At 72.0% G+C, this 22,414-nt stretch carries 24 protein-coding genes and 2 pseudogenes; 11 read left to right on the top strand and 15 right to left on the bottom strand.

The window, feature by feature from the left end; all coding sequences use genetic code 11:
* Nucleotides 1-28: 28 nt before the first annotated feature.
* The 5 genes from LMU33_RS30810 to LMU33_RS30790 all read right to left on the bottom strand — a co-directional run bounded on the left by LMU33_RS30810 (nt 29) and on the right by LMU33_RS30790 (nt 4,284).
* A complete protein-coding gene (locus LMU33_RS30810; RefSeq protein ID WP_228624014.1) occupies nt 29-688 on the bottom strand; it encodes a response regulator transcription factor in 660 nt (219 codons plus the stop codon).
* Complete coding sequence (locus LMU33_RS30805) at nt 685-1,974, bottom strand: sensor histidine kinase (RefSeq protein ID WP_228624012.1); 1,290 nt, start codon at nt 1,972-1,974, stop codon at nt 685-687. The genes LMU33_RS30810 and LMU33_RS30805 overlap by 4 nt, the downstream gene beginning before the upstream one ends.
* Complete coding sequence (locus tag LMU33_RS30800) at nt 1,971-2,915, bottom strand: hypothetical protein (RefSeq protein WP_228624010.1); 945 nt, start codon at nt 2,913-2,915, stop codon at nt 1,971-1,973. The genes LMU33_RS30805 and LMU33_RS30800 overlap by 4 nt, the downstream gene beginning before the upstream one ends.
* Nucleotides 2,916-2,993: 78 nt before the next feature.
* On the bottom strand, nt 2,994-3,464 hold the full coding sequence (locus LMU33_RS30795) for a GNAT family N-acetyltransferase (protein WP_228624008.1): 471 nt from the start codon (nt 3,462-3,464) through the stop codon (nt 2,994-2,996).
* A gap of 49 nt (nt 3,465-3,513) precedes the next feature.
* Nucleotides 3,514-4,284, bottom strand: coding sequence for an IclR family transcriptional regulator (locus LMU33_RS30790; RefSeq protein ID WP_228624006.1), 771 nt, complete (start codon nt 4,282-4,284; stop codon nt 3,514-3,516).
* 131 nt (nt 4,285-4,415) lie between these two features.
* Between LMU33_RS30790 and LMU33_RS30785 the strand changes: the two genes are divergently transcribed.
* Nucleotides 4,416-5,945, top strand: a complete 1,530-nt coding sequence (locus LMU33_RS30785; RefSeq protein ID WP_228624004.1) for an aldehyde dehydrogenase (NADP(+)) — start codon at nt 4,416-4,418, stop codon at nt 5,943-5,945.
* 41 nt (nt 5,946-5,986) lie between these two features.
* Entirely contained in the window at nt 5,987-6,595 is a 609-nt protein-coding gene (locus LMU33_RS30780) for a DUF1349 domain-containing protein (protein WP_228624002.1), read from the top strand.
* Here the strand turns inward: LMU33_RS30780 and LMU33_RS30775 are convergent.
* Nucleotides 6,555-6,854, bottom strand: a pseudogene (locus LMU33_RS30775) (MFS transporter); the annotation flags it as partial. The gene LMU33_RS30780 and the pseudogene LMU33_RS30775 sit on opposite strands and share 41 nt — an antisense overlap.
* Between LMU33_RS30775 and LMU33_RS30770 the strand changes: the two are divergent.
* The 4 genes and pseudogenes from LMU33_RS30770 to LMU33_RS30755 all read left to right on the top strand — a co-directional run.
* Nucleotides 6,841-7,361: pseudogene (locus LMU33_RS30770) on the top strand (GlxA family transcriptional regulator); the annotation flags it as partial. The pseudogenes LMU33_RS30775 and LMU33_RS30770 overlap by 14 nt on opposite strands.
* Before the next feature lie 40 nt (nt 7,362-7,401).
* A complete protein-coding gene (locus LMU33_RS30765; protein ID WP_228624000.1) occupies nt 7,402-7,905 on the top strand; it encodes a GNAT family N-acetyltransferase in 504 nt (167 codons plus the stop codon).
* A 75-nt stretch (nt 7,906-7,980) separates the two neighbouring features.
* Nucleotides 7,981-8,709 carry a DsbA family oxidoreductase gene (locus tag LMU33_RS30760; protein WP_228623999.1) on the top strand — a complete coding sequence of 243 codons (729 nt, stop codon included), beginning with the start codon at nt 7,981-7,983 and terminating at the stop codon, nt 8,707-8,709.
* A 59-nt stretch (nt 8,710-8,768) separates the two neighbouring features.
* Nucleotides 8,769-9,875, top strand: a complete 1,107-nt coding sequence (locus tag LMU33_RS30755) for an aminotransferase class V-fold PLP-dependent enzyme (protein WP_228623997.1) — start codon at nt 8,769-8,771, stop codon at nt 9,873-9,875.
* Nucleotides 9,876-9,944: 69 nt separating this feature from the next.
* On the opposite strand, the gene thpD is transcribed toward LMU33_RS30755, so the two are convergent.
* From thpD to LMU33_RS30725, 6 genes are all read right to left on the bottom strand, one after another.
* Nucleotides 9,945-10,838 (bottom strand): ectoine hydroxylase, encoded by an 894-nt coding sequence (gene thpD, locus LMU33_RS30750; protein WP_228623995.1) that lies wholly within the window; start codon nt 10,836-10,838, stop codon nt 9,945-9,947.
* 6 nt (nt 10,839-10,844) lie between these two features.
* The gene (locus tag LMU33_RS30745) at nt 10,845-11,249 is read right to left on the bottom strand and encodes an ectoine synthase (protein ID WP_228623994.1); all 405 of its coding nucleotides are present in this window, start codon (nt 11,247-11,249) and stop codon (nt 10,845-10,847) included.
* Nucleotides 11,250-11,308: 59 nt separating this feature from the next.
* Nucleotides 11,309-12,580 (bottom strand): diaminobutyrate--2-oxoglutarate transaminase, encoded by a 1,272-nt coding sequence (gene ectB, locus LMU33_RS30740; RefSeq protein ID WP_228623992.1) that lies wholly within the window; start codon nt 12,578-12,580, stop codon nt 11,309-11,311.
* A 13-nt stretch (nt 12,581-12,593) separates the two neighbouring features.
* On the bottom strand, nt 12,594-13,112 hold the full coding sequence (ectA, locus tag LMU33_RS30735) for a diaminobutyrate acetyltransferase (protein WP_228623991.1): 519 nt from the start codon (nt 13,110-13,112) through the stop codon (nt 12,594-12,596).
* Nucleotides 13,113-13,374: 262 nt separating this feature from the next.
* Complete coding sequence (locus LMU33_RS30730) at nt 13,375-13,905, bottom strand: DinB family protein (protein ID WP_228623990.1); 531 nt, start codon at nt 13,903-13,905, stop codon at nt 13,375-13,377.
* A 45-nt stretch (nt 13,906-13,950) separates the two neighbouring features.
* Complete coding sequence (locus tag LMU33_RS30725; RefSeq protein ID WP_228624130.1) at nt 13,951-14,994, bottom strand: pyridoxal-phosphate-dependent aminotransferase family protein; 1,044 nt, start codon at nt 14,992-14,994, stop codon at nt 13,951-13,953.
* A 151-nt stretch (nt 14,995-15,145) separates the two neighbouring features.
* Here LMU33_RS30725 and LMU33_RS30720 point away from each other — a divergent pair, with 151 nt between their 5' ends.
* From LMU33_RS30720 to LMU33_RS30700, 5 genes are all read left to right on the top strand, one after another.
* Nucleotides 15,146-15,997, top strand: coding sequence for a transporter substrate-binding domain-containing protein (locus tag LMU33_RS30720; protein WP_228623988.1), 852 nt, complete (start codon nt 15,146-15,148; stop codon nt 15,995-15,997).
* Entirely contained in the window at nt 15,994-16,827 is an 834-nt protein-coding gene (locus LMU33_RS30715; RefSeq protein WP_228623986.1) for an amino acid ABC transporter permease, read from the top strand. Before LMU33_RS30720 ends, LMU33_RS30715 begins: the two co-directional genes overlap by 4 nt.
* Nucleotides 16,824-17,618: an amino acid ABC transporter ATP-binding protein gene (locus LMU33_RS30710; RefSeq protein WP_228623984.1), complete on the top strand. Its 795-nt coding sequence runs from the start codon at nt 16,824-16,826 to the stop codon at nt 17,616-17,618. Before LMU33_RS30715 ends, LMU33_RS30710 begins: the two co-directional genes overlap by 4 nt.
* A gap of 18 nt (nt 17,619-17,636) precedes the next feature.
* A complete protein-coding gene (locus tag LMU33_RS30705; RefSeq protein WP_228623982.1) occupies nt 17,637-18,728 on the top strand; it encodes an amidohydrolase family protein in 1,092 nt (363 codons plus the stop codon).
* A 158-nt stretch (nt 18,729-18,886) separates the two neighbouring features.
* Nucleotides 18,887-19,789, top strand: coding sequence for an SCO1860 family LAETG-anchored protein (locus LMU33_RS30700; protein WP_228623980.1), 903 nt, complete (start codon nt 18,887-18,889; stop codon nt 19,787-19,789).
* A gap of 73 nt (nt 19,790-19,862) precedes the next feature.
* Here the strand turns inward: LMU33_RS30700 and cobC are convergent, their stop codons facing one another.
* From cobC to LMU33_RS30685, 3 genes are read right to left on the bottom strand one after another with little or no spacing between them, the layout of a single operon-like run.
* The gene (gene cobC / locus LMU33_RS30695) at nt 19,863-20,918 is read right to left on the bottom strand and encodes an Rv2231c family histidinol phosphate aminotransferase CobC (protein ID WP_228623978.1); all 1,056 of its coding nucleotides are present in this window, start codon (nt 20,916-20,918) and stop codon (nt 19,863-19,865) included.
* The gene (locus tag LMU33_RS30690) at nt 20,908-21,828 is read right to left on the bottom strand and encodes a sirohydrochlorin chelatase (RefSeq protein ID WP_228623977.1); all 921 of its coding nucleotides are present in this window, start codon (nt 21,826-21,828) and stop codon (nt 20,908-20,910) included. The genes cobC and LMU33_RS30690 overlap by 11 nt, the downstream gene beginning before the upstream one ends.
* Nucleotides 21,825-22,412: a precorrin-8X methylmutase gene (locus LMU33_RS30685; protein WP_228624129.1), complete on the bottom strand. Its 588-nt coding sequence runs from the start codon at nt 22,410-22,412 to the stop codon at nt 21,825-21,827. The genes LMU33_RS30690 and LMU33_RS30685 overlap by 4 nt, the downstream gene beginning before the upstream one ends.
* Nucleotides 22,413-22,414 lie beyond the last annotated feature (2 nt).

The raw sequence follows: 22,414 nt of genomic DNA, 5'->3' as shown, positions 1-22,414 counted from the left end.
GGCGATCGTTCCCGTACGCCCCGTTTTCTCATCCCACGCTCAGGAAACCGGCCTCGTACGCGGCGATCACCGCCTGTGTGCGGTCCCGGGTGCCCGTCTTGGCCAGCACCGCCGCGACGTGCGACTTCACGGTGGCGGGGCCCACCTCCAGCCGCCGGGCGATCTCGGCGTTGGTCAGTCCGTCGGCCATGTGCCGCAGCACGTCGCGCTCGCGTCCGGTGAGTTTGCTCACCCAGGGCGCGGACGGGGCTGCCCTGCGCCCGTGTTCGGCCGCGAGAGCCCGGACGGCCGACGGGAACAGCAGGCTGTCGGTGCGCGCGACCAGCCGTACCGCCTGCACCAGGGCGTCGGCGTCGGACCGCTTCAGCAGGAAGCCGGCGGCTCCGGCGCGCAGGGCGTCGTACACGTAGGAGTCGTTCTCGAAGGTGGTCACGACCACGATCCGCGGCGGTTCCGCCATGGTGGCGACGAGCTGCTCGGTGGCCCGGATGCCGTCGACCTCCGGCATGCGCACGTCCATGAGCACGACGTCGGGCCGCAGTTCCCGGACCACGGACACCGCCTCGGCGCCGGTCGTGGCCTCGCCGACCACCTCCAGGTCCGGCTCGGCGGAGAGGATGGCGCGCAGGGCGGTGCGGACCATGCGCTCGTCGTCGGCGAGGACGAGCCGGATGGCGGGCCGGGTCATGCGGATCCCTTCGGGAGCGGTCGGGTGAGCGGGCCGGGTGGTGTCGTGGGCGTGGCCAGGGGCAGCCGTACGGACAGGCGCCAGAGGTCCGCCGACGGTCCCGCCTCAGCCGTGCCGCCGAGCAGCCGCACCCGGTCGGCGATGCCCCGCAGACCGTGGCCGCCGCCTGGGCGGGGAGCCGGACCGGCCCCCAGGGGGTTCTCGACGGTGATCTCCAGGTGTCCGTCGGCGGTGGCGATGCGGACGGCGACGGGCGAGCCGGCGTGTTTCAGCGCGTTGCTCAGGCCCTCCTGCACGATCCGGTACGCCTCCCGGGAGACCAGCGGCGGCACGGCGGCCGGCTCGATGCCGACGGTGGCCGTCACGGGCTGCCCGGCGGCCCGGGTCCGGCGCAGCAGCCCCTCCAGGTCGCTCTCCAGGGTCGGCGCGGGCGCGGTGCCCGGCGCGTCCCCGTCCCGCAGCACGCCGAGCACGGCGTCGAGTTCGCCGACCGTGCGCCGGGTGGTCTCCTCGATGGCGGCGAGCGCCTCGCGGACGAACTCCGGGTCGGTGCCGAGGAGCCGGCGGGCCGCGCTCGCCTGGAGGGTGACGGCGCTCAGGGCGTGGCCGACGCTGTCGTGCAGCTCACGGGCGAGCCGGTTGCGTACGGCGAGGTCGGCGGCGCGGGCCTCGGCGGCGGCCAGCCGGTCCTGCGGGGTGGGCCCGAGCAGCGCGGGCGCCCAGCGGGCCAGCAGGGCCCCGCAGCCGGCCGCGCACGCGGCGAGCCCCAGCAGCATGGCCAGGCCCGCGACCGGGGACAGCGCCAACGCCCAGCCGTGGTCGAGGACATGGGGCAGGCCGAGCGGGGAGCGGCGGAGCCCGGCGAACACCGGCAGGACGATCAGGACCACCGCGAACGGCGGCACGGCCAGCGACATCCCGGCGATGATCCCGCCGAGGCCGAGGTGCAGCGTGAACCAGGCCGCCGTACGGGCCCGTTCGGTACGTGTCCGGGCCGGGCCGTGGGCCAGCGAGTCCGCGTCGATCCCGCACAGGGCCCTCACCGCCGCCGACTCCAGCGGCCTGGTCAGCGGGAACAGCGACGTGACGGCGGCGATCGGCAACCCGACGGCGAACGAGCCGAGTTGGAGCGGCAGGGACCGGAAGACGTCGTCCACGCCGGTGAGCGGCCCGACGATCACCGAGCCGACGAGGACGTACGGCATGGCGAGCGCGCCGCCGAGGATCAGATGGATCCAGCGGCGCCGCGCCCGCCCGCCGAGGAGCAGCCCCAACGCCCCTGTCACTGCGGCGCCTTGACGGGCCGGTCCGTCAGGAAGCGGGCGATGACGGCCGCCACGAGGAAACCGGTGATCATCTGTCCAGCGTAGGCGAGGCCGGTCAGCGGTGCCGGCCGGTCGCCCGTCACCACCACCGCCAGCGACATCCATCCGCCCCAGCAGGCCACCGCCCCGGAGCCGATCCAGGCCGACGCCAGCGGTACGGCGACCGGCAGCGCACCGCCCCGGCGGAAGGCGAGCTGCCAGGCACCGGTGACGGCCGCGGCGAGGAAGAGGACGTACACGCACTGCATGGACCGGTCGCCGCTGCCGTCCGGTGCGGCCGCCCCGCAGGCCCGCAGCAGCCGCACCGCGCCCGGGACCGGCGCGAGCAGTGCCGCCGCGAGGGCCGTCCGCCGCTGCGCCCCGCCCGCGCCCCCGGCCGGGAGCTCCCGCATCCGCCCCCGCCACAGGTGCCCCCAGCGGTCGCGGGCGTACCCGGTGAACAGCGCCCCCAGCGCCAGCCCCTGCACGATGAACCCGCTGTACACCACCCCGAAGACCCAGTCGTCGAGGAACGGCCTGTCGCCCGAGCCGCCGCCCCCGCCGCCGGTGCCGTGGAGGACGAGTTGCAGCGGGAAGCCCACCATGATGGGCGCGAGGAGTCCCACGGCGAGCCACATCGGCACCGCGAGCAGCCAGGCCGGCACCCGTTGTCCCCACGGGCGGGTCAGCAGCAGTGCCAGCACCACGACGGCCGCGTCCATCAAGACCGTGAGTCCGTTGGCGAGGATCATGGTCAGCCGGTGCTCGAGCAACGGGCTGCCGGCCGGGATGCCGAGGTGACTCCCGGCGATCCAGGCGACCTTGAGGGACAGATAGGGCAGACAGGCGGCGACGGCGACGAGCCGGAGCGAGCGCCGCCCGGCGGAGACACCGGCGGGGACAGGGGCGGTTGAGATCGTCATGGCTCAACGCTCCCGCGCGAGCAGGGGCGTTCACCTCCTGCGGACCGACGATCCGTCTCCGCCGCACGGGGGAGGGGCTCAGTCGTCCAGGACGAGCACGACCTCCTCGATCTCCCGGCCCCGCCCGTTCGCATATCCGCGGGCCCGGGCCGTCTCGCGGAAGCCGCACTTGTGCAGCACCCGCAGCGACGCGGCGTTGTCGGCCGCCGCCCGCGCGTACAGCGGCCGTTCGGGCACCTCGGCGAGCAGGGCCCGCAGCGCCGCCGTGGCGACACCGCGGCCCCAGTGGGCGCGGTCGATCCAGTACGTCACCTCGCGCTCGCCGGCCACCCCGTAGACCGCCGCGTTGCCGGCCACCTCGCCGTCGGCCAGGACCGTGCGCAGCACGTGGGCGGAGTCGCGCACGCGCTGCCAGTAGGCCGCGAAGACGTCCCGGTCGTACGGGTTCTCCGGGCCGAACGCGGCCATCCGGACGGCAACCGGGTCGGTCATCTGCCGGTGGAACACCGGCAGGTCACTGTCCTCGACGGCCCGCAGCGCGATCTCCATGGGACCCGAGCCTACGACGGCACGGGCGTCCGGCCCACCACCTTCCCGCTCAGAGCCTGCGGGTCGCCAGGGTCAGCCGGTCGCGCGCGTCGAACAGCGCGTCCTTGATCATCTGTTCGTGGGCGGGGGTCAGCCGGGCCACCGGCACCGAGCAGCTGATCGCGTCCCGGGCCGGGGTGCGGTAGGGGATCGCCACGCCGAAGCAGCGCAGGCCCAGCGTGTTCTCCTCGCGGTCGACCGCGAAGCCCTGCTCCCGCACCTGGCGCAGCTCCTCGATGAGCTTCTCCCGGTCGGTGATGGTGTTCTCGGTGAGCGCGGGCAGGGTCTCCGGCAGCAGCTTGCGCACCTGTTCGTCGGTGTACGTGGCGAGGATCGCCTTGCCGAGGGAGGTGGAGTGGGCCGGCAGCCGGCGCCCGACCCGGGTGAAGGGGCGCAGGTAGTGCTGGGACTGGCGGGTGGCCAGGTAGACGACGTTGGTGCCGTCGAGCCGGGCCAGGTGGATGGTCTCCGTGGTGTCGTCGGAGAGCCGGTCCAGGGTCGGCCGGGCGGCGGCCACCACCTCGTCGCCGTCGATGTAGGAGGTGCCCACCAGCAGTGCCCGCACCCCGATGCCGTACCGCGTGCCCGTCGCGTCGGTCTCCACCCAGCCCAGCTCCACGAGCGTGCGCAGCAGCATGTACAGGCTGGACTTGGGGTACCCCACGGCCTCCTGGACGGCCGCGAGGGAGTGCATGCCGGGCTTGCCGGCGAAGTACTCGAGCAATTCAACGGTCCGCACCGCGGACTTGACCTGCGCCGCGCCTGTCTCGCCAGCCGACATCGCCCTTGACCCCTTCAATCGCCGGGAAATAGTCTCCGAGCAGCATATTCATCATCAGAGACAGCGTTCAGTATATCGAACGCGGCTGATCGGTGACCCTAGTTCTTGCGGCCTTACTGGAGGGACCCGCGGTGGCAGCAGCACCAGTCTGGAGTGTCGACCCGCGTACCGGGAAGCAGCGTGAACAGGTTGCGGTGGAGGCTACAGCCCAGGAGGTGGACGCGGCCGTCCGGGCGGCCCACGCCGCACGCGGCGCCCTCGCCGACCGCACGGTGCGCTCCGCCTTCCTGCGCTCGGCCGCCGCGGGCCTCGAGGCGGCCGGCGGCGGTCTGGTCGAGACCGCAGACGCCGAGACCGCCCTCGGCCCGGTCCGGCTGACCGGTGAACTCGCCCGCACCTGCTACCAGCTGCGGGCCTTCGCCGGCATCGTCGACGAGGGCGCCTTCCTCGACGTCGTCATCGACCACCCCGACGACACGGCGACCCCGCCCGTCCCGGACCTGCGCCGCTACAAGGTGCCGCTCGGCGTCGTCGCCGTCTACTCCGCCTCCAACTTCCCCTTCGCCTTCTCCGTCGCCGGCGGCGACACCGCGAGCGCGCTCGCCGCGGGCTGCCCGGTCGTCGTCAAGGCCCACCCCGACCACCCGGCCCTGTCCGAGCTGGTCGCCAAGGTGCTGCGCCGGGCCGCCGCCGAGCACGGCATCCCCGAGGCCGTCGTCGGCCTCGTGCACGGCTTCGAGGCGGGCGTCGAACTGATCAGGCACCCGCTGGTCGCCGCGGCGGGCTTCACCGGCTCGGTACGGGGCGGACGTGCCCTCTTCGACGCGGCCGCCGCCCGTCCCGCGCCGATCCCGTTCCACGGCGAGCTGGGCTCGCTGAACCCGGTCCTCGTGACCGAGGCCGCCGCCGCCGAGCGCGCCGAGGAGATCGGCACCGGGCTCGCCGGATCGATGACGCTGGGGGTCGGGCAGTTCTGCGTGAAGCCCGGTCTGGTGCTGGTGCCGTCCGGCGCGGCGGGCGACGGCCTGGTCAAGGCCCTGACGGCCGCGGTGAGCAACACCGAGGCGGGCGTGCTGCTCGACCACCGGATGCGGGACAACTTCGTCGCCGGGGTGGCCGAGCGCGCACAGCTCCCCGGGGTCGACTCCCCGGTCACCCCGGGCGCGGGCGGCGAGCACACGGTCAGCGCCGGGTTCCTGACGGTACCGGCGGGCAGGCTGACCGAGGAGGGGGCGTACGACCTGCTCCTGGAGGAGTGCTTCGGCCCGGTCACCGTGGTGGTGCGGTACGAGGACGAGGGCGAGGCCGCGGCCGTGCTGTCCCGCCTTCCGGGCAACCTGACGGCCACGGTCCAGCTGTCCGCGGAGGAAGCCGCAGGCAACGGCCGGGGCGCGGAGCTCCTGGCCGAGCTGACCGCGCTGGCCGGCCGCGTCCTGGTGAACGGCTGGCCGACGGGCGTGGCGGTGGCCCCGGCCCAGCACCACGGGGGGCCGTACCCCGCGACCACCTCCACGTCCACCTCGGTGGGCGGTACGGCCATCGAGCGGTGGCTGCGGCCGGTGGTGTACCAGAACGCGCCCGAGGCCCTGCTGCCGGACGAGCTGCGGGACGACAACCCCCTCGGCCTTCCCCGGCGGTTCGACGGGCGCCTAGAACGCTGAAGACCGGCACGAGAGACACGGGAAGCTGAGAGACTCGCCCCATGGACCTGAAAATCCCCGAACTGCCCTTCCTTCTCCGGACGTACGGGCCCGACGGACACTGGGTTCATGAGGACGGCGTGCTCACCGGATGGGCGGGCCCCCGGCAGGACCGGTTCGTCACGCCCACCGGGGAAGCCCTGGACCCCGCCTCCGACGCGCCCCGGCTGCTGGGGGCGCCGGAAGGGGACTTCCAGCTGATCGCCCGGGTCACCGTCGGGTTCAACGCGTCCTTCGACGCCGGCGTGCTGTACGTCCACGTCGGCGACCGGGCCTGGGCCAAGCTCTGTCTGGAGTACTCCCCGGACGTGCCCACCGTCTGCACGGTGGTCACCCGGGGACACTCCGACGATGCCAACTCCTTCACGGTGGAGGGCAGTTCGGTGTGGCTGCGGGTCAGCCGGACCGGGCGGGCCTTCGCCTTCCACGCCTCCCGGGACGGCGAGCGCTGGACCTTCGTCCGGCTGTTCACCCTCGGCGACGAGGAGGAGACCGGTGACGCGCTGGTCGGCTTCATGACCCAGTCGCCGCTGGGGGAGGGGTGCGTGGTCACGTACGACCGCATCGAGTTCAGGACGTCCTGGCCGAGCGACCTGCGAGACGGAAGCTGAGCGCGAACGTCGCTGTGAGCAGGGCCGCGCTGACGGCCAGGCTCCAGCGCATACCGGCCTGGAAGCCGTGGCCGAGCAGCGCCCCGAACACCGCGATGCCCAGGCCGCCGGCCACCTGCCGGGCCGAGTTCAGCGCCCCGGCCGGCAGGCCCGCCCGTTCGGCGGGTACGGCGTCCATCATCGCGGCGGTCAGCGGCGGCACCGCCAGCGCCTAGCCCAGCGCCGGCGGCACCAGCAGCACCGACACCATCTGCACCGGCGCCTTCCAGCTCGCCGAGGCGGGCCTGCTGCACGGCCGCAAGGCCACCACGTACTGGGCGCACGCCGACGAACTGCGCAGACGGTACCCGCAGGTGCAACTCCAGGGCGACGTCCTGTACGTCCAGGACGAGCCGTACGTCACCTCCTCCGGCTACGCCGCCGGCATCGACCTGTGCCTGTACATCATCCGCAGCGACTGCGGCGCCGCCGTCGCCAACGAAGTCGCCCCGCTCGCCCCGGCGGCCGGACCCAGTTCGCACACACCCCGCTGCCGCCCGAGCGGGGCAGCGCCTGCGCCGACACCCGCGGCTGGGCCATGCGCAGCCTCGACAGGCCGCTCACCCTCACCGATCGCATCGAGCGCGCCAAGGAACTCCTGGAGACCCCCACGTTTCCGATGGACCAGGTGGCCGGCGCCTGCGGCCTCGGCACCGCCGACTCCGTGCGCGCCCACATGGTCCGCCGCACCGGGCCCACACCGAGCGCGTACCGGGCCCGGTTCAGCGCCTCGGAACCGGGTCCGGCGCGGTCACGTCCTACGTTGCATGATCAGTCAACGTGTGACGGCCGGTCCGGTGATCCGCACCGCCCTGTCCGCCGAAGCCGAGGTCATCACCGAGCTGCACTTCCGGGCCCGTTCGACGTACTACCCGGACGGCGTCCCGCAGGCCGACGTCGACTGGACCGAGGCCTGGCGCGCTTCCATCGAGCGCCCCGACGGTCATGTGCTGTGCGCCGTCGAGCAGGGCCGGATCGTCGGCATCGCCTCCTTCCGCACCCCGGAGGGCGCCCCCGCGGAAACGGTCAAGCTCTTCCAGTTCCACGTCGACCCCGACCACTGGCGCTCCGGTATCGGTACGGCCCTGCACGCGGCCTGTGTGGAGGAGTGGCGGGCCGACGGCAAGCGGACGGCGGTCCTCGACGTCCACGTGGACAACCGGCGCGCCCAGGCGTTCTACGACCGCCAGGGCTGGGTCCCGGACCCGGAGAACCCACCGGCCGAGGGCGACCACCACCTCTTCCTGTGCTTCACCGTGCCCCGGGAATGAACCAGGCTGTTTGAACGTTCACGTACCGGGCGGAGAGAGCCTCCGCGCCCGTACGACCTGGAGAGAGCCGAAGACATGCGCGTCGAGATCTGGAGCGACATCGCCTGCCCCTGGTGCTACGTGGGCAAGGCCCGCTTCGAGAAGGCGCTCGCTGCCTTCCCGCACCGCGACGACGTCGAGGTCGTGCACCGCTCCTTCGAACTGGACCCGGGCCGCGCCAAGGGCGACGTCCAGCCGGTGATCACCATGCTGACCAGGAAGTACGGCATGAGCGAGGCGCAGGCCCAGGCCGGCGAGGACAACCTCGGCGCCCAGGCCGCCGCCGAGGGCCTTGACTACCGCACCCGGGGCCGCGACCACGGCAACACCTTCGACATGCACCGCCTGCTGCACTTCGCCAAGGCGCAGGGCAGGCAGGACGAGCTGATCCAGGTCCTGTACCGGGCCAACTTCGCCGAGGAGCGGTCCGTCTTCACCGAGGGCGACGAGCGGCTCGTCGAGCTGGCCGTGGCGGCCGGTCTCGACGCCGAGGCCGCCCACGCGGTGCTCGCCGACCCGGACGCGTACGCCGACGAGGTCCGCGCCGACGAGCGCGAGGCCGCCGAGCTCGGCGCGACCGGCGTGCCCTTCTTCGTCCTCGACCGCAAGTACGGCGTCTCCGGCGCCCAGCCCGCCGAGGTCTTCACCCGGGCGCTGACCCAGGCCTGGGGCGAGCACTCGCCGCTGAAGCTGGTCGAGCAGGCGGACCAGGGGGACGGGGCGGCCTGCGGGCCCGACGGGTGCGCGGTGCCGCAGCAGGGCTGAAACCGCAGGTAGGGGCGGACGTATAAGCAGTCCTAAGCGGATCCACGGAAAAATTCGCAATGGACGGGGACTTCACCGGGCCGCAGAGTGGACCCATGAAGAACACGGAGACCACGGAGACGTTCGACAACCTCGTCCGCGCCGAGTTCGCCCCGAAGAACACCTATCTGAACACCGCGAGCAGCGGCCTGCTCCCGGCCCGTACGGTCGCCGCGCTGCACGAGGCGGTGGCCATCCGGGTCGAGGGCCGGCCACTGGACCCGCTGTTCGACGACGTGGAGGTCGCCCGGGCCGCGTTCGCCCGGCTGGCCGCAGTGCCGGTCACCCGGGTCGCAGCGGGTCCTTCGGTCTCCGCCCAGACCGGGCTGATCGCCGCCTCGCTGCCCGCGGGCGCCGAAGTCCTCACCGCCGAGGACGACTTCACCTCCGTACTCAACCCGTTCCACGCGCGTGGCGACCTCAAGGTGCGCGCGGTGCCGCTGGAACGGCTCGCCGAGTCGGTCCGCCCCGGCACCGCCCTGGTCGCCGTCAGTGCCGCGCAGTCCGCCGACGGGCGGATCGCCGACCTGCCCGCCCTGCGCGAGGCGGCCCGCGCGCACGGTGCGCGCACCTACGTCGACTTCTCCCAGGCCGCCGGCTGGCTGCCGATGGAGGCCGGCGCCCACGACTTCACCGTCGCCACCACCTTCAAGTGGCTGCTCGGCCCGCACGGGGCGGCCTTCCTCGTCGTCCCCGAGGACTTCGGCGGGCTGTCCCCGCTGCTGGCGGGCTGGGTGGCGGCCGAGGAGCCGTGGAACAGCTGCTACGGCCCGGTGACCGAACTCGCCCACTCCGCACGGCGGTTCGACGTCAGCCCGGCCCTGTTCACCTACACCGGGGTGGCACGGTCGCTCGCCCTGATCGAGGAGCTGGGCGTGGCCGCCGTACAGGCGCACGACCTCGCGCTGGCCGACCGGTTCCGCACCGGACTCGCCTCGCTCGGCCACGAACCGCTGCCCGCCCCCGGCTCGGCCATCGTCTCCGTGCCCGGACTGGGCGCGCGCCGGCCGGAGTTGAGCCGGGCGGGCATCGAGGTCTCCGACCGGGCCGGCAACCTGCGCGCGTCCTTCCACCTCTACAACACGGAAGCGGACGTGGACCGGCTGCTGGACGTGCTGTCCGGCTGACGGCATGACCGGGCCGGAGCCCCCCGTCCCACACGAGGAGGCCCCGGCCCGGAGCCGTACGTCAGGCGGCTACCTCACCGGCGTGAAGTCCCGCGCCCCGATGAACTCAGGGCGTCGTACCGGAGCCGCGAACGGCTCGACGGCCGTGTTCTCCACGCTGTTGAACACGATGAAGACGTTGCTGCGCGGGAAGGGCGTGATGTTGTCGCCCGAGCCGTGCATGCAGTTGCAGTCGAACCAGGTCGCCGAGCCGGCCTTGCCGGTGAACAGCCGGATGCCGTGCTCGCCCGCCAGCGAGGTCAGCGCCTCGTCCGAGGGCGTGCCCGCGTCCTGCATCTGCAGCGACTTCTTGTAGTTGTCCTTGGGCGTGGCGCCGGCGCAGCCCAGGAACGTCCGGTGCGAACCCGGCATGATCATCAGACCGCCGTTGGTGTCGTGGTTCTCGGTCAGCGCGATCGAGACCGACACCGTGCGCATGTTCGGCAGACCGTCCTCGGCGTGCCAGGTCTCGAAGTCCGAGTGCCAGTAGAAGCCGCTCGCGCCGAAGCCGGGCTTGACGTTGATCCGGGACTGGTGGACGTACACGTCCGAACCGAGGATCTGCCGGGCGCGCCCGACCACCCGCGGATCGCGCACCAGGTTCGCGAACACCTCGCTGATCCGGTGCACCTCGAAGACCGAGCGGATCTCCTTCGACTTCGGCTCCACGATGGAGCGCTCGTCGGCGCGGATCGCCGGGTCGGCGACCAGCCGGTCCAGCTCGCGCTTGTAGACCTCGACCTCGTCCGGCGTGATCAGCTGGTCGACGGCGAGGAAGCCGTCACGTTCGTACGCCTGCAGATCGGCCGCGGGGATCGGCCCCGGAGTGTCCGGGGAACCCCAGACGACCGGGTCCTGACGCGGGACGGCCACCTCGGTGGTGCCGCGGGTCGGGTAGAGATCGGTGACGCTGGCAGTGGTCATGGGTTCTCACACCTCCTCGGGCTCGGTGAGCAGCGGGTAGACGCCGTTCTCGTCGTGGTCCTCCCGTCCGGTCACCGGCGGGTTGAACACGCAGATGCAGTGGAAGTCCTCCTTGACGCGCAGCGTGTGCCGCTCGTGCCCGTCGAGGAGGTACATGGTGCCGGGCGTGATGGTGTACGTCGTCCCGGCCTCGTGGTCGGTGAGTTCGGCCTCGCCCTTGGTGCAGACGACGGCCTCGACGTGGTTGGCGTACCACATCGACGTCTCGGTGCCGGCGTACAGGATGGTCTCGTGCAGGGAGAAGCCGACCCGCTCCTTGGCGAGGACGATCCGCTTGCTCTCCCAGGTACCGGACTTCGCCTTGACGTGCCGGTCGGTGCCTTCGATGTCCTTGAACGATCGGACGATCACGGTGGGGTTCTCTCTCCGGGTTGATCAGAGGGTTGATCAGGGGCTGACCAGACGGTCGGTCAGACCGTTTCGCGGACGGCGCGGGCGACGACGCTCAGGCCCTCGTCCAACTCGTCGGGGGTGATGGTGAGGGCGGGCAGCAGCTTGACGACCTCACCCTCCGGGCCGGACGTCTCGATGAGCAGCCCGAGTTCGAAGGCCCGCCGCGCGATCCGCGAGGCACGGTCCTTGTCGTGGAACTCCATGCCCCACACGAGCCCGCGTCCGCGGTACTCCTTGACGTCGGCGAGGTTCTCCTCGGTGATGGCGATCAGCGCCTGCTCGACCTGCTCGCCGCGGGCGCGGGTCTGCTTCTCCATGGCCGAGCCGTCGGTCCAGTACGCCTCCAGCGCCGCGGTGGCGGTGACGAACGCGGGGTTGTTGCCCCGGAAGGTGCCGTTGTGCTCGCCCGGCTCCCAGACGTCCAGTTCCGGCTTGAACAGGCACAGCGACATCGGCAGCCCGTAGCCGCTGATCGACTTGGAGACGGTGACGATGTCGGGCGTGATCCCGGCCTCCTCGAACGAGAAGAAGGCACCCGTCCGCCCGCACCCCATCTGGATGTCGTCGACGATCAGCAGCATGTCCTGCCGCTCGCACAGCTCCTTCAGCGCCCGCAGCCACTCGGGCCGGGCCACGTTGATGCCGCCCTCGCCCTGCACGGTCTCCACGATCACCGCGGCGGGCTTGTTCAGGCCGGAGCCCTGGTCCTCCAGCAGCCGCTCGAACCACAGGAAGTCCTCGACCGTGCCGTCGAAGTAGTTGTCGAACGGCATCGGCGTGCCGTGCACCAGCGGGATTCCGGCGCCGGCCCGCTTGAAGGCGTTGCCGGTGACGGCGAGGGAGCCCAGGGACATCCCGTGGAAGGCGTTGGTGAACGACACGATCGCCTCGCGCGACTTCACCTTGCGGGCCAGCTTCAGCGCCGACTCCACGGCGTTGGTGCCGGTCGGCCCCGGGAACATGACCTTGTACGGCAGATCGCGCGGGCGCAGCACCAGGTCCTGGAAGGTCTGCAGGAAGGACCGCTTGGCCGTGGTCGACATGTCCAGGCCGTGGGTCACTCCGTCCCGGGACAGATAGTCGATCAACGCCCGTTTGAGTACCGGGTTGTTGTGGCCGTAGTTGAGTGAGCCGGCACCTGCGAAGAAGTCGAGGTAGGCATGGCCGTCCTCGTCGAACATCCGGCTGCCCTGCGCGCGGTCGAAGACCGTGGGCCAGCCGCGGCAGTAGCTGCGCACCTCGGACTCGAGGGTCTCGAAGACGCTGAGGTCGGGCTGGGTGATGGTCACGGTGAATCGCTCCTCAGTGGGCGGTGGGGTCGGTCAACGGGCCGATGCGGTAGAGGACTTCGGGATCGTGCGGGCCGTCCGGGAACAGCTCGGCGGGGAACAGCACCTCGCGCTCCAGCCGCGCGCCGTGCCGGGCGGCGAACGAGGTGAACAGCCGCTCGGAGGCGGTGTTGCCCGGGGTGATGGTGGTCTCCACGTCGGTGATGCCGCGCTCGGCGGCGAGCCGGGCGGTCAGCCCGTCCAGCAGCGCGGCGGCGATGCCGAGACCCCGGTGGGCGGAGTCGACGGCCACCTGCCAGACGAGCAGCGTGCGGGGGCGCTCCGGCCGCACATAGCCGGTGACGAAACCGACCGGCTCCCCGTCCGCACCGCGCGCCACCGCCGAGGTGCCGGCGAAGTCCCGGCACCACAGCAGATAGCTGTACGAAGAGTTCAGGTCGAGGGTTTTCGAGTCCTTGGCGAGACGCCAGAGCGTGGCTCCGTCCGTCACCGCCGGCTGGTCGACGATCAGGTCTGCGGGTGCGGCAGTCATGCGGCACGAATTTAGCGAGGCGAATTAGGAAATGCACGGCCGCTGTCGCTGCGCCGTACAGAGGGTGCGGCGAAATGCCCCGATTGACCCGCATCAAATCGGGACAGAACGGCAGTGCTGTGGAGTGTGTCACACCACGGAAACCGTCAAAAAACCGCCAGGAAACTTCCCCGTTTAGGCTTGCAAAAAGCGGGCAGGAGAAGATGGGAAGCTACCGCCGACAGAATTGGCAGAAATTGTGAAACTGAACTGAATAATGAATTCAGGCTCCGGTGGTTCCGTCGATTCGTTCACGCAGAATGTCGGCATGCCCGTTGTGGCGGGCGTACTCCTCGATGAGGTGGATCAGCACCCAGCGCACGCTGACCTCGACGCCGGTCATCGGTTCGTCCACGATCCGCCCGGTGTCCTCCAGGGACCGCCCGGCCAGCAGCTCCCGGCCACGCGCGACCTCCCGCCGCCACGCGCCCAGCGCCTCTTCGAGCCCCCGCCGCGGATCGAGGACGTACCCCGTCTCCTCCTCGAACACCGGCGGCACGTCCAGCCCGGCCAGCACCCGCTGGAACCATGTGCGTTCGACCTCGGCGAGGTGCTGCACGAGCCCGAGCAGCGTCAGCGACGAAGGCTCGGCGGAGGCCTGCCGCACCTGCGCGTCGTCCAGACCCCGGCACTTCAGCTCCAGCGTGGCCCGGTGAAAGTCCAGCCAGCTCTCCAGCATGGGGCGCTCGGGGCCGGTCAGGAGGGGGATGGGGCGGCCGTCGGGGAGGGTGTGGGGTGCCTGTGGTGTGGTCATGCGAGCAGGGTGACACGGACCACTGACACCGGTACCCGGCAGACCTCAGACGCCGAGCGCCGCACCGATCGCCGCCAGACACCTCCGCACGGTCTCCGGCGAAGCGTCCGGCCCGTAATGGTTGACCCGGATCATCTCCTTGGCCAGCACCCCGCCGCCGGCGGCGATCGGCAGCGTCGCGTCGCTCTCCAGCGCCCGGGCCACCACCTCCGACGCCACCACCCCCGACGGCACCCGAAGCGTCGTGGCCACCGGCGCCGCGTCCGCGGCCTCGCGCACATAGGGCTCAAGGCCCCCGCCCAGGGCGACCGCACCCGCCCGCGCGGCCAGCGCCGCGCTGCGATGCCGGTCCATCACCGCATCCAGACCCACCGACTCGATCCGCTCCAGACAGGCCTCCAGCGCCAGCATCTCCAGCTGCGCCGGAGCGTGCGGCAGCGCCCTGCGGCCGGCGTCCAGCCAGCGCTCCTTCCAGTCCAGCAGGGACAGGTAGGAACGGCGCGGCGCGCGGGGGTTGGCCGCCATCCGGGCCCACGCCCGCTCGCTCACCGAGATCGCCGACACCCCCGCCGGGCCGCCCATCGCCTTCTGCGCGCCGATCACGCACAGGTCCACACCCCACGCGTCCGGGAGCACCGGTTCCGCGCCCACGGAGGCGACCGCGTCCAGGTAGAACAGTGCGCCCTGCTCCCGTACCGCCTCGCCGATCTCCGCGACCGGGTTGGTGTTGCCGGTCGCCGCCTCGGCGTGCACCAGCGACACGAAGTCGATCTCCGGGTGCTCGGCGAACGCCTCCCGCATCCGGTCGGCGGTCACCGCCGTGTGGAAGGGCACGGAGAGGTCGTACACGGTCGCACCCGCGTCCCGGAGCCAGTTGCCGAAGGTCTGCCCGTAGGGGCCCGTGATCACGTTCAGGGCCACCGTGCCCGGACCGGCCGCCGCGCGGATCGCCCCCTCCAGCGGCAGCAGCGCCTCGCCCTGCGTGATCAGCACGTCCTGCCGCGTGTCCAGCAGCCGGGCCACCCCGTCCTCGATGGCGGCGAAGCGTTCGGCGCTCAGCGGGGGCAGGTCCAGGAACGGGTGGGTCACGGCGGCGCTCTCTTCGTTCTCGGGGTCGATGTCCGGGGGCAACTCCACCGATCTTAGGTCCAACGCTGTCGTAACCATCGGTTTAATTTGAGAGTCTCAAACTCTTCCTTATAATCAGAACCCCCAGTTTCCCCACAGAGAAGATCCCCCCATGAAAACGCTCCTCGGACGCCGGACCCGCCTCCTGGCTGCCACCACCGCGACCGCCGGGCTGGTCCTCGTCGTGGCCGGCTGCTCCTCGAACGGCAACGGGGGGAGCGGCGGTGCCACCGTCAAGGGGGTCCACCTCGTCAAGGCCGGTCAGCTGACCACCTGCACCCACCTGCCCTACCCGCCGTTCCAGTCGGAGATCAACGGCAAGGTGCAGGGCTTCGACGTCTCCCTCATCGACCTCGTCGCCAAGAACCTCGGCGTCAAGCAGCAGATCGTCGACACGCCGTTCGAGAACTTCAAGACCGGCGCCTTCCTGAACTCCGGCCAGTGCGACCTGGCCGCCGCGGGCATGACGATCACGCCCGAGCGCAAGAAGAACGTCGACTTCTCCGACCCGTACTTCGAGGCCACCCAGGCCGTCCTCGTCGACAAGAACAGCGGCATCAACTCCCTCGCCGACGTCAAGGCCAAGGGCAAGAAGCTCGGTGCCCAGGCGCAGACCACCGGCGAGGACTACGTCAAGGGCAAGGGCTACGACCCGATCTCCTTCGAGTCCTCCGACGCGGTCCTCAACGGCCTGCGCACCGGCCAGGTCCAGGCCGTCGTCATCGACTACCCGGTCGTCCAGGGCTGGCTGAAGGACAAGGCCAACGCCGACAAGTTCAAGGTCGTCGACAACCTGAAGACCGGCGAGCAGTACGGCTTCACGGTCAAGAAGGGCAACACGGCGCTGCGCGAGGCCATCGACAAGGCCCTCAAGGACGCCAAGGCCGACGGCACCTACAAGAAGATCTACGAGCAGTGGATCGGCCCGTACAAGGCCTCCGTGGCCTCTCCCGCCGCCTCATGACCGATACGGACGTACGACTCCAGCCGAGGAAGAAGGGGCTGACGCGGCGCCAGAAGCGCCGGCTGTCGCGCGGCATCCAGTACGTCGTCTTCGTCGCCGCCGTGATCGCCATCGCGGTCTCGGCGGACTGGGGCCGGCTGCAGAACCAGTTCGCGCAGGGCGGCATCGCCCAGCAGATGTGGCCGGACGTCATCACGCTGGCGCTGAAGAACACCGTCCTGTTCACGGTGTCCGGCTTCGTCCTCGGGCTGGTGCTCGGCCTGGTCATCGCGTTGATGCGGCTGTCCTCCGTGGGGCCGTACCGCTGGGTGGCCGGCATCTACATCGAGATCTTCCGCGGCCTGCCCGCCCTGCTGATCTTCGTCTTCATCGCGGTCGCCGTCCCGCTGGCCTTCCCGGGCACGGAGATCCCCGGCGGCACCTACGGCAAGGGCGCCCTCGGCCTCGGACTCATCGGGGCCGCCTACATGGCGGAGACGTTCCGCGCCGGCATCCAGGCGGTGCCCAAGGGGCAGATGGAGGCGGCGCGTTCGCTGGGCTTCTCGCCCGCCCGCGCGATGATCTCCATCATCATCCCGCAGGCGTTCCGGATCATCCTCCCGCCGCTCACCAACGAGCTGATCATGCTCTTCAAGGACTCCTCGCTGGTGCTGCTGCTCGGCGTGACCCTGGAGGAGCGCGAACTGTCCAAGTTCGGCCGGGACCTGGCCAGTACGACCGCCAACTCCACGCCGATCCTGGTCGCGGGCCTGTGCTACCTGCTGGTCACCATCCCGCTCGGCTTCGTCGCCCGCCGTCTGGAGGCCAAGGCCCAGAAGGAGATCAAGTGACCAGCCCCGAGATCCGCGTCCGGGACCTGCACAAGTCCTTCGGCGACAACCACGTCCTGCGCGGCATCGACCTGGAGATCAACCAGGGCGAGGTCGTCTGCGTCATCGGCCCCTCCGGCTCCGGCAAGTCCACGCTGCTGCGCTGTGTGAACCTGCTGGAGGAGCCCACCGAGGGGCAGGTCTTCGTCGGCGGCACCGAGCTGACCGACCCGGACGTCGACATCGACGCCGTACGCCGCCGGATCGGCATGGTCTTCCAGCAGTTCAACCTCTTCCCGCACCTCAGCGTCACCGAGAACCTCACGCTGCCGCAGCGCAGGGTGCTCGGGCGGGACAAGGCGAAGGCCGCGAAGGTCGCCGCCGAGAACCTGGCCCGCGTCGGCCTGGCCGAGAAGGCGGAGGCCTACCCCTCCTCCCTCTCCGGCGGCCAGCAGCAGCGTGTGGCGATCGCCCGGGCGCTGGCGATGGGCCCGGAGGTCATGCTCTTCGACGAGCCGACGTCCGCCCTCGACCCGGAACTGGTCGGCGACGTCCTCGCCGTCATGCGCATGCTCGCTCGCGAGGGCATGACGATGATGGTCGTCACCCACGAGATGACCTTCGCCCGCGAGGTCGCCGACCGGGTCGTCTTCATGGACGGCGGCGTGATCGTCGAGGACGGCAGCCCCGAGCAGGTCATCGGCGACCCGCGGCACGAGCGCACCCGCCACTTCCTCTCCCGCCTGCTCGACCCGGCGATGGCCGAGGTCGAGGAGGAGATCTCGGACCAGCTGGGCGGGCCCGAGCAGTAGCTCATTAAGGTGCAGTACATGAGCGATGGCGCCGTGCTGCACGTGAAGGGGAGGGTCCTCGTCGGACCCGAGGACGTCCGCGACGAGCTGTGGGTGGTCGGGGGCCGGGTGACCCACGACCGCCCCGCCGGGGCCCGGGACGTCCGTACCGTCGAGGGCTGGGCGCTGCCCGGCCTGGTCGACGCGCACTGCCATGTGGGCCTCGGCACGGACGGCCCGGTCGACGCCGCCACCGCCGAGAAGCAGGCCCTCACCGACCGGGAGGCGGGCACCCTGCTGATCCGGGACGCCGGCTCGCCCTCCGACACGCGCTGGGTCGACGACCGCGAGGACCTGCCGAAGATCATCCGGGCCGGCCGGCACATCGCGCGCACCCGCCGCTACATCCGCAACTACGCCTGGGAGATCGAACCGGACGACCTGGTCGCCTACGTCGCCCAGGAGGCCCGGCGCGGCGACGGCTGGGTCAAGCTGGTCGGCGACTGGATCGACCGCGACCTCGGCGACCTCACCCCCTGCTGGCCCCGCGGGGTGGTGGAGGCGGCCATCGCCGAGGCCCACCGGCTCGGCGCCCGCGTCACCGCGCACTGCTTCGCCGGGAGCTCCCTGCGCGACCTGGTCGAGTCGGGCATCGACTGCATCGAGCACGCGACCGGCCTGACCGACGACCTGATCCCGCTCTTCGCCGAGCGCGGGGTCGCGATCGTCCCCACCCTCGTCAACATCGCCACCTTCCCGCGGCTCGCGGCCGGCGGCGACACCAGGTTCCCGCGCTGGTCCGCGCACATGCGCAGGCTGCACGAGCGCCGCTACGACACCGTGCGCGGCGCCTACGACGCCGGGATCCCGGTGTTCGTCGGCACGGACGCCGGCGGCTCGCTGGCCCACGGCCTGGTCGCGGAGGAGGTCGCCGAGCTGGTCACCGCGGGCATCCCGCCGGTCCAGGCCCTGTCCGCGACCAGCTGGGGCGCCCGCGCCTGGCTCGGCCGCCCCGGCCTGGAGGAGGGCGCCCCGGCCGACCTGGTGGTGTACGAGAGCGACCCGCGCGCCGACGTCCGGGTGCTGGCGGCGCCACGCCGGGTGGTGCTCAACGGGATGGTGGTCGAGTAGCGGCGCGGGGGCTGAGGGAACGCCTGTGCCCGATGATTCGAATCGGCGTGCGGGAAATCCACGTTTGAGTGAAGTGACCCAGGATCGCTGACCGTTCACCCACAGTGCGTACAAGGTTGACGGGTCCCAAGCATGTTCCCACTGGGGGTCCCACCGCCTTGAACAGCAACAACTTCCGTATGTCCGCACGCCGTCTCGCCACCGTGGCGACGGTCACCGCCCTGGCCGCGGCTCCCGCGGCCCTGGGCGCGGGCGCCGCGCACGCGACCGGTGACCACGGTCGCGCCTCCGCCGTCGTCCTGCGCACCGGGCTCGACGTGTCCCTGCTCAACAAGACCGTCGACGTCCCGCTCGCGGTCTCCCTCAACGAGGTCCAGGCACCGCGGAGCGCCGACAGGACAGCTCTGACCGCCCGGCTCGACGGCGTGGCCGGCGGCAAGCCGTTCACGGTCCTCGGCGCGGAGGTCGCCTCGGCGAAGGCCACCGTGACCGCTCAGCGCGCCGAGGGCTCGGTCCGGCTCGTCCACGCGAGGCTGCACGTCCCCGGCCTGCCCCTGCTGTCCCTGATCGAGGTCGGCACGGTCACCGCCGACGCGACCTGCGAGGCCGGCAGGGCACCGGCCGCCTCCGCGAACGTCCTCGGCGCCGTCACCGTCCTCGGCAAGCGCGTCACCCTCACCGCCGGCGGCCCGACCGAGGTGAAGGTGCCCGGCGTCGGCGAGGTCCGCCTCGACCTCGCCCGGCGCAGCACCACGACCCGCACCGCCGCCGCCACCGCCCTCGAACTCAAGGTCTCCGTCAACCCGTTGAAGCTCAACGTCGCCGATGTCGAGGGCACGGTCACCCTGGCCAGGGCGACCTGCGAGTCCCCGGCGGCCCCGCCCACCGGACACCCGGTGCCGAGCCACGACCCGGCCGCCGACGTGAAGCCTCAGGGAGCCAGACAGGACCTCGCGGAGACCGGCGGCAGCTCCGCGACCCCGTACATCGCGGGTGGCGCGATGGCGCTGGTGCTGCTCGGGGCCGGAGCGGTGACGGTGGCCCGACGCCGTAAGAGCTGACGCCGCTTCCCCGTACCGCTCCCTGCTCGGCCGTCCCGCCGGGCGGGGAGCGGAACCCCCTGGCCGGGTCCGGCTACGCAAGCACGGCCGACAGTGCCTTCAGGAAGCCGTTCACGGTCACCCGGTCCCGCACGGCCACCCGCACCCATTCCTGGCCGAGCCCCGGAAACGTGTCCCCCCGCCGCACCGCATAACCAAGCTCGCGCAACCGGTGCCGTACCACGGCAGCGCCCGGTACACGGACCAGCACGAACGGCCCTTCCGCAGGCTCCACCACCCGCACACCCCGGTCGGCGAAAGCCGCCAGCCCGGCCACCAGATGCGCCCGGTCCGCCGCGACGCGATGTGCCGCGTGCCCCGCCTCGGCCAGCGCCCGCGGTGCGACACACGCCTCGGCCGCGGCCAGCGCCGGCGTCGACACCGGCCACAACGGCTGGGCCCGCTCCAGCTCGGCGACGATCTCCGCGGGAGCCAGCACATAGCCGATGCGCAGGCCGGCCAGCCCCCACGTCTTGGTGAGGCTGCGCAGCACGACCAGCCCCGGCACATCGGTCCGCCCGGCCAGCGCCGCCCGCTCACCCGGCACCGCGTCCATGAACGCCTCGTCGACCACCAGCACCCGCCCCGGCCGGGCGAGCCGGGCGACCGCTTCCGCCGGATGCAGCACGGACGTCGGATTGGTGGGATTCCCGATCACCACCAGATCGGCGTCCTCCGGCACCGCCGCCGGATCCAGCCGGAACCCGTCCTCCTCCCGCAGCAGCACCCGCTCCACGGTGTGCCCCGCGTCCCTGAGCGCCGCCTCGGGCTCGGTGAACTGCGGGTGCACGACCACCGGTTGCCGTACCTTCAGCGCGCGGGCGAGCAGGACGAACGCCTCCGCCGCGCCCGCCGTCAGCAGCACCCGCTCCACCGGCAGCCCGTGCCGCGCCGCCACCGCCGCCCGTGCGGCCCGCCCGTCCGGGTAGGCCGCGAGGGACGACAGCGAGCGGGCGATCTCCTCCCGCAGCCACGAAGGGGGCGTGTCCGCGCGGACGTTGACGGCGAGGTCGACCAGCGCGGCCCCGTCGTCCCGCACCTCGGCGTCCCCGTGATGACGCAGATCCGGTCCCCTGCCCTCAGTGCGCATGGCTGTGCGAGTGCCCCCCGTGATGGTGGTGCCCGTGGTGGCCGTCGTCGTCCGGGTGGTAGTGCGGCTGCTGCGGCAGCCCCACCTTGTCCTCGAAGCCCGGCAGCGCGATCCGGTACACGCACGAGTCGCAGTTCATGCGCAGATCGCCCTTGACGGCCTCCTCGTACCGCTCCACCACCAGGTCCAGCAGCTCCGGCTCGGGCCCGATGACATCGGCCGACAGCACCTCGGTCTCCGGGTGCGCGGCCGCCCACCCCTCGGTCTGCTGCCGCACCCGGTCCGGCAGGATCCCGGTGAACAGGAAGTAGGGGAGTACGACGATCCGCCGCGCCCCCAGCGCCGCGCACCGGTCCAGCCCGCTCGGCACGTCCGGCGCCGCCAGCGACACGAACGCCGTCTCCACCCCGGCGTACCCACGGCCCTCCCACAGCAGCCGCGCCGCCTTGAACACCTCGGCGTTGGCGTCGGGGTCCGTCGAACCGCGGCCCACCAGCAGCACCGTCACATCGGCCCGGTCCTCGGGGCTGCGCCCGGAGGAACCCAGCGCGTCGTCCAGCCGCCGCTCCAGCACGCTCAGCAGCGCCGGATGCGGGCCCAGCGGACGGCCGTAGGTGTACGAGATGCCCGGGTGCCGTTCCTTCTCGCGGGCCAGCGCGGCCGGGATGTCGCCCTTGGCGTGCCCGGCGGACACCAGCATCAGCGGCACGGTGGCGAACCGCCGTACCCCCCGCGCCACCAGTCCGGCGACGGCCTCGCCCAGCGGCGGCGCGGACAGCTCGATGAAGCCGCCCGCGACCGGCATGTCGGAGCGGAGCTGCAACTGCCGCACGAAGTCGCGGAACGCCTCGGCGCCGGCGTCGTCACGGGTGCCGTGGCCGGCGATGAGCAGGGCGGGCGGGGTGGTCACGAGGTCTCCTCAGACGAAACGGGGTGGTACAGAAGGGCGTTGAGCGCGGCGGCGGCGACCGCCGAGCCGCCCTTCTCGGACACGTTGCTCACGGCGGGCAGCCCGCTCATCCGCAACGCGGCCTTGGACTCGGCGGCGCCGACGAAACCGACGGGCAGGCCGATGACGAGCGCGGGGGAGGCGTCCAGGGCGAGCAGCTCCTCCAGGGCGGTCGGCGCACAGCCGATCACCCACAGCGCGCCGGGCCCGACCTGCTCGTAGGCGAGCCGGACGGCATGGGCCGAACGGGTCAGCCCCGGCCCGGACCCGGCGTCCCTGAGCCGGCAGACGGTCTCCCGGCGGGTGATGCCGGCCGCGACCATCTCCACGTCCACGACGACCGGCGCCCCGGCGTGCAGCGCGGCGTGCGCCGTCACCAGGTCGCCTTCGTCCATGACGAGATCGGTCGCGTACTCCAGGTCGGCGGCGGAGTGGATGACCCGCTCCACCACCGCCCGGGTCAGCGGCGGGAAGTGCGAGGTGTCCAGGCGGGCGCGCAGCCGCCGGAAGGACTCCTGCTCGATCGGATGGACCACACGGGCCACAG

The sequence above is a fragment of the Streptomyces barringtoniae genome (genome assembly GCF_020819595.1).
GTDB lineage: Bacteria > Actinomycetota > Actinomycetes > Streptomycetales > Streptomycetaceae > Streptomyces > Streptomyces barringtoniae.
This window is presented reverse-complemented; position numbering and strand designations above follow the sequence as displayed.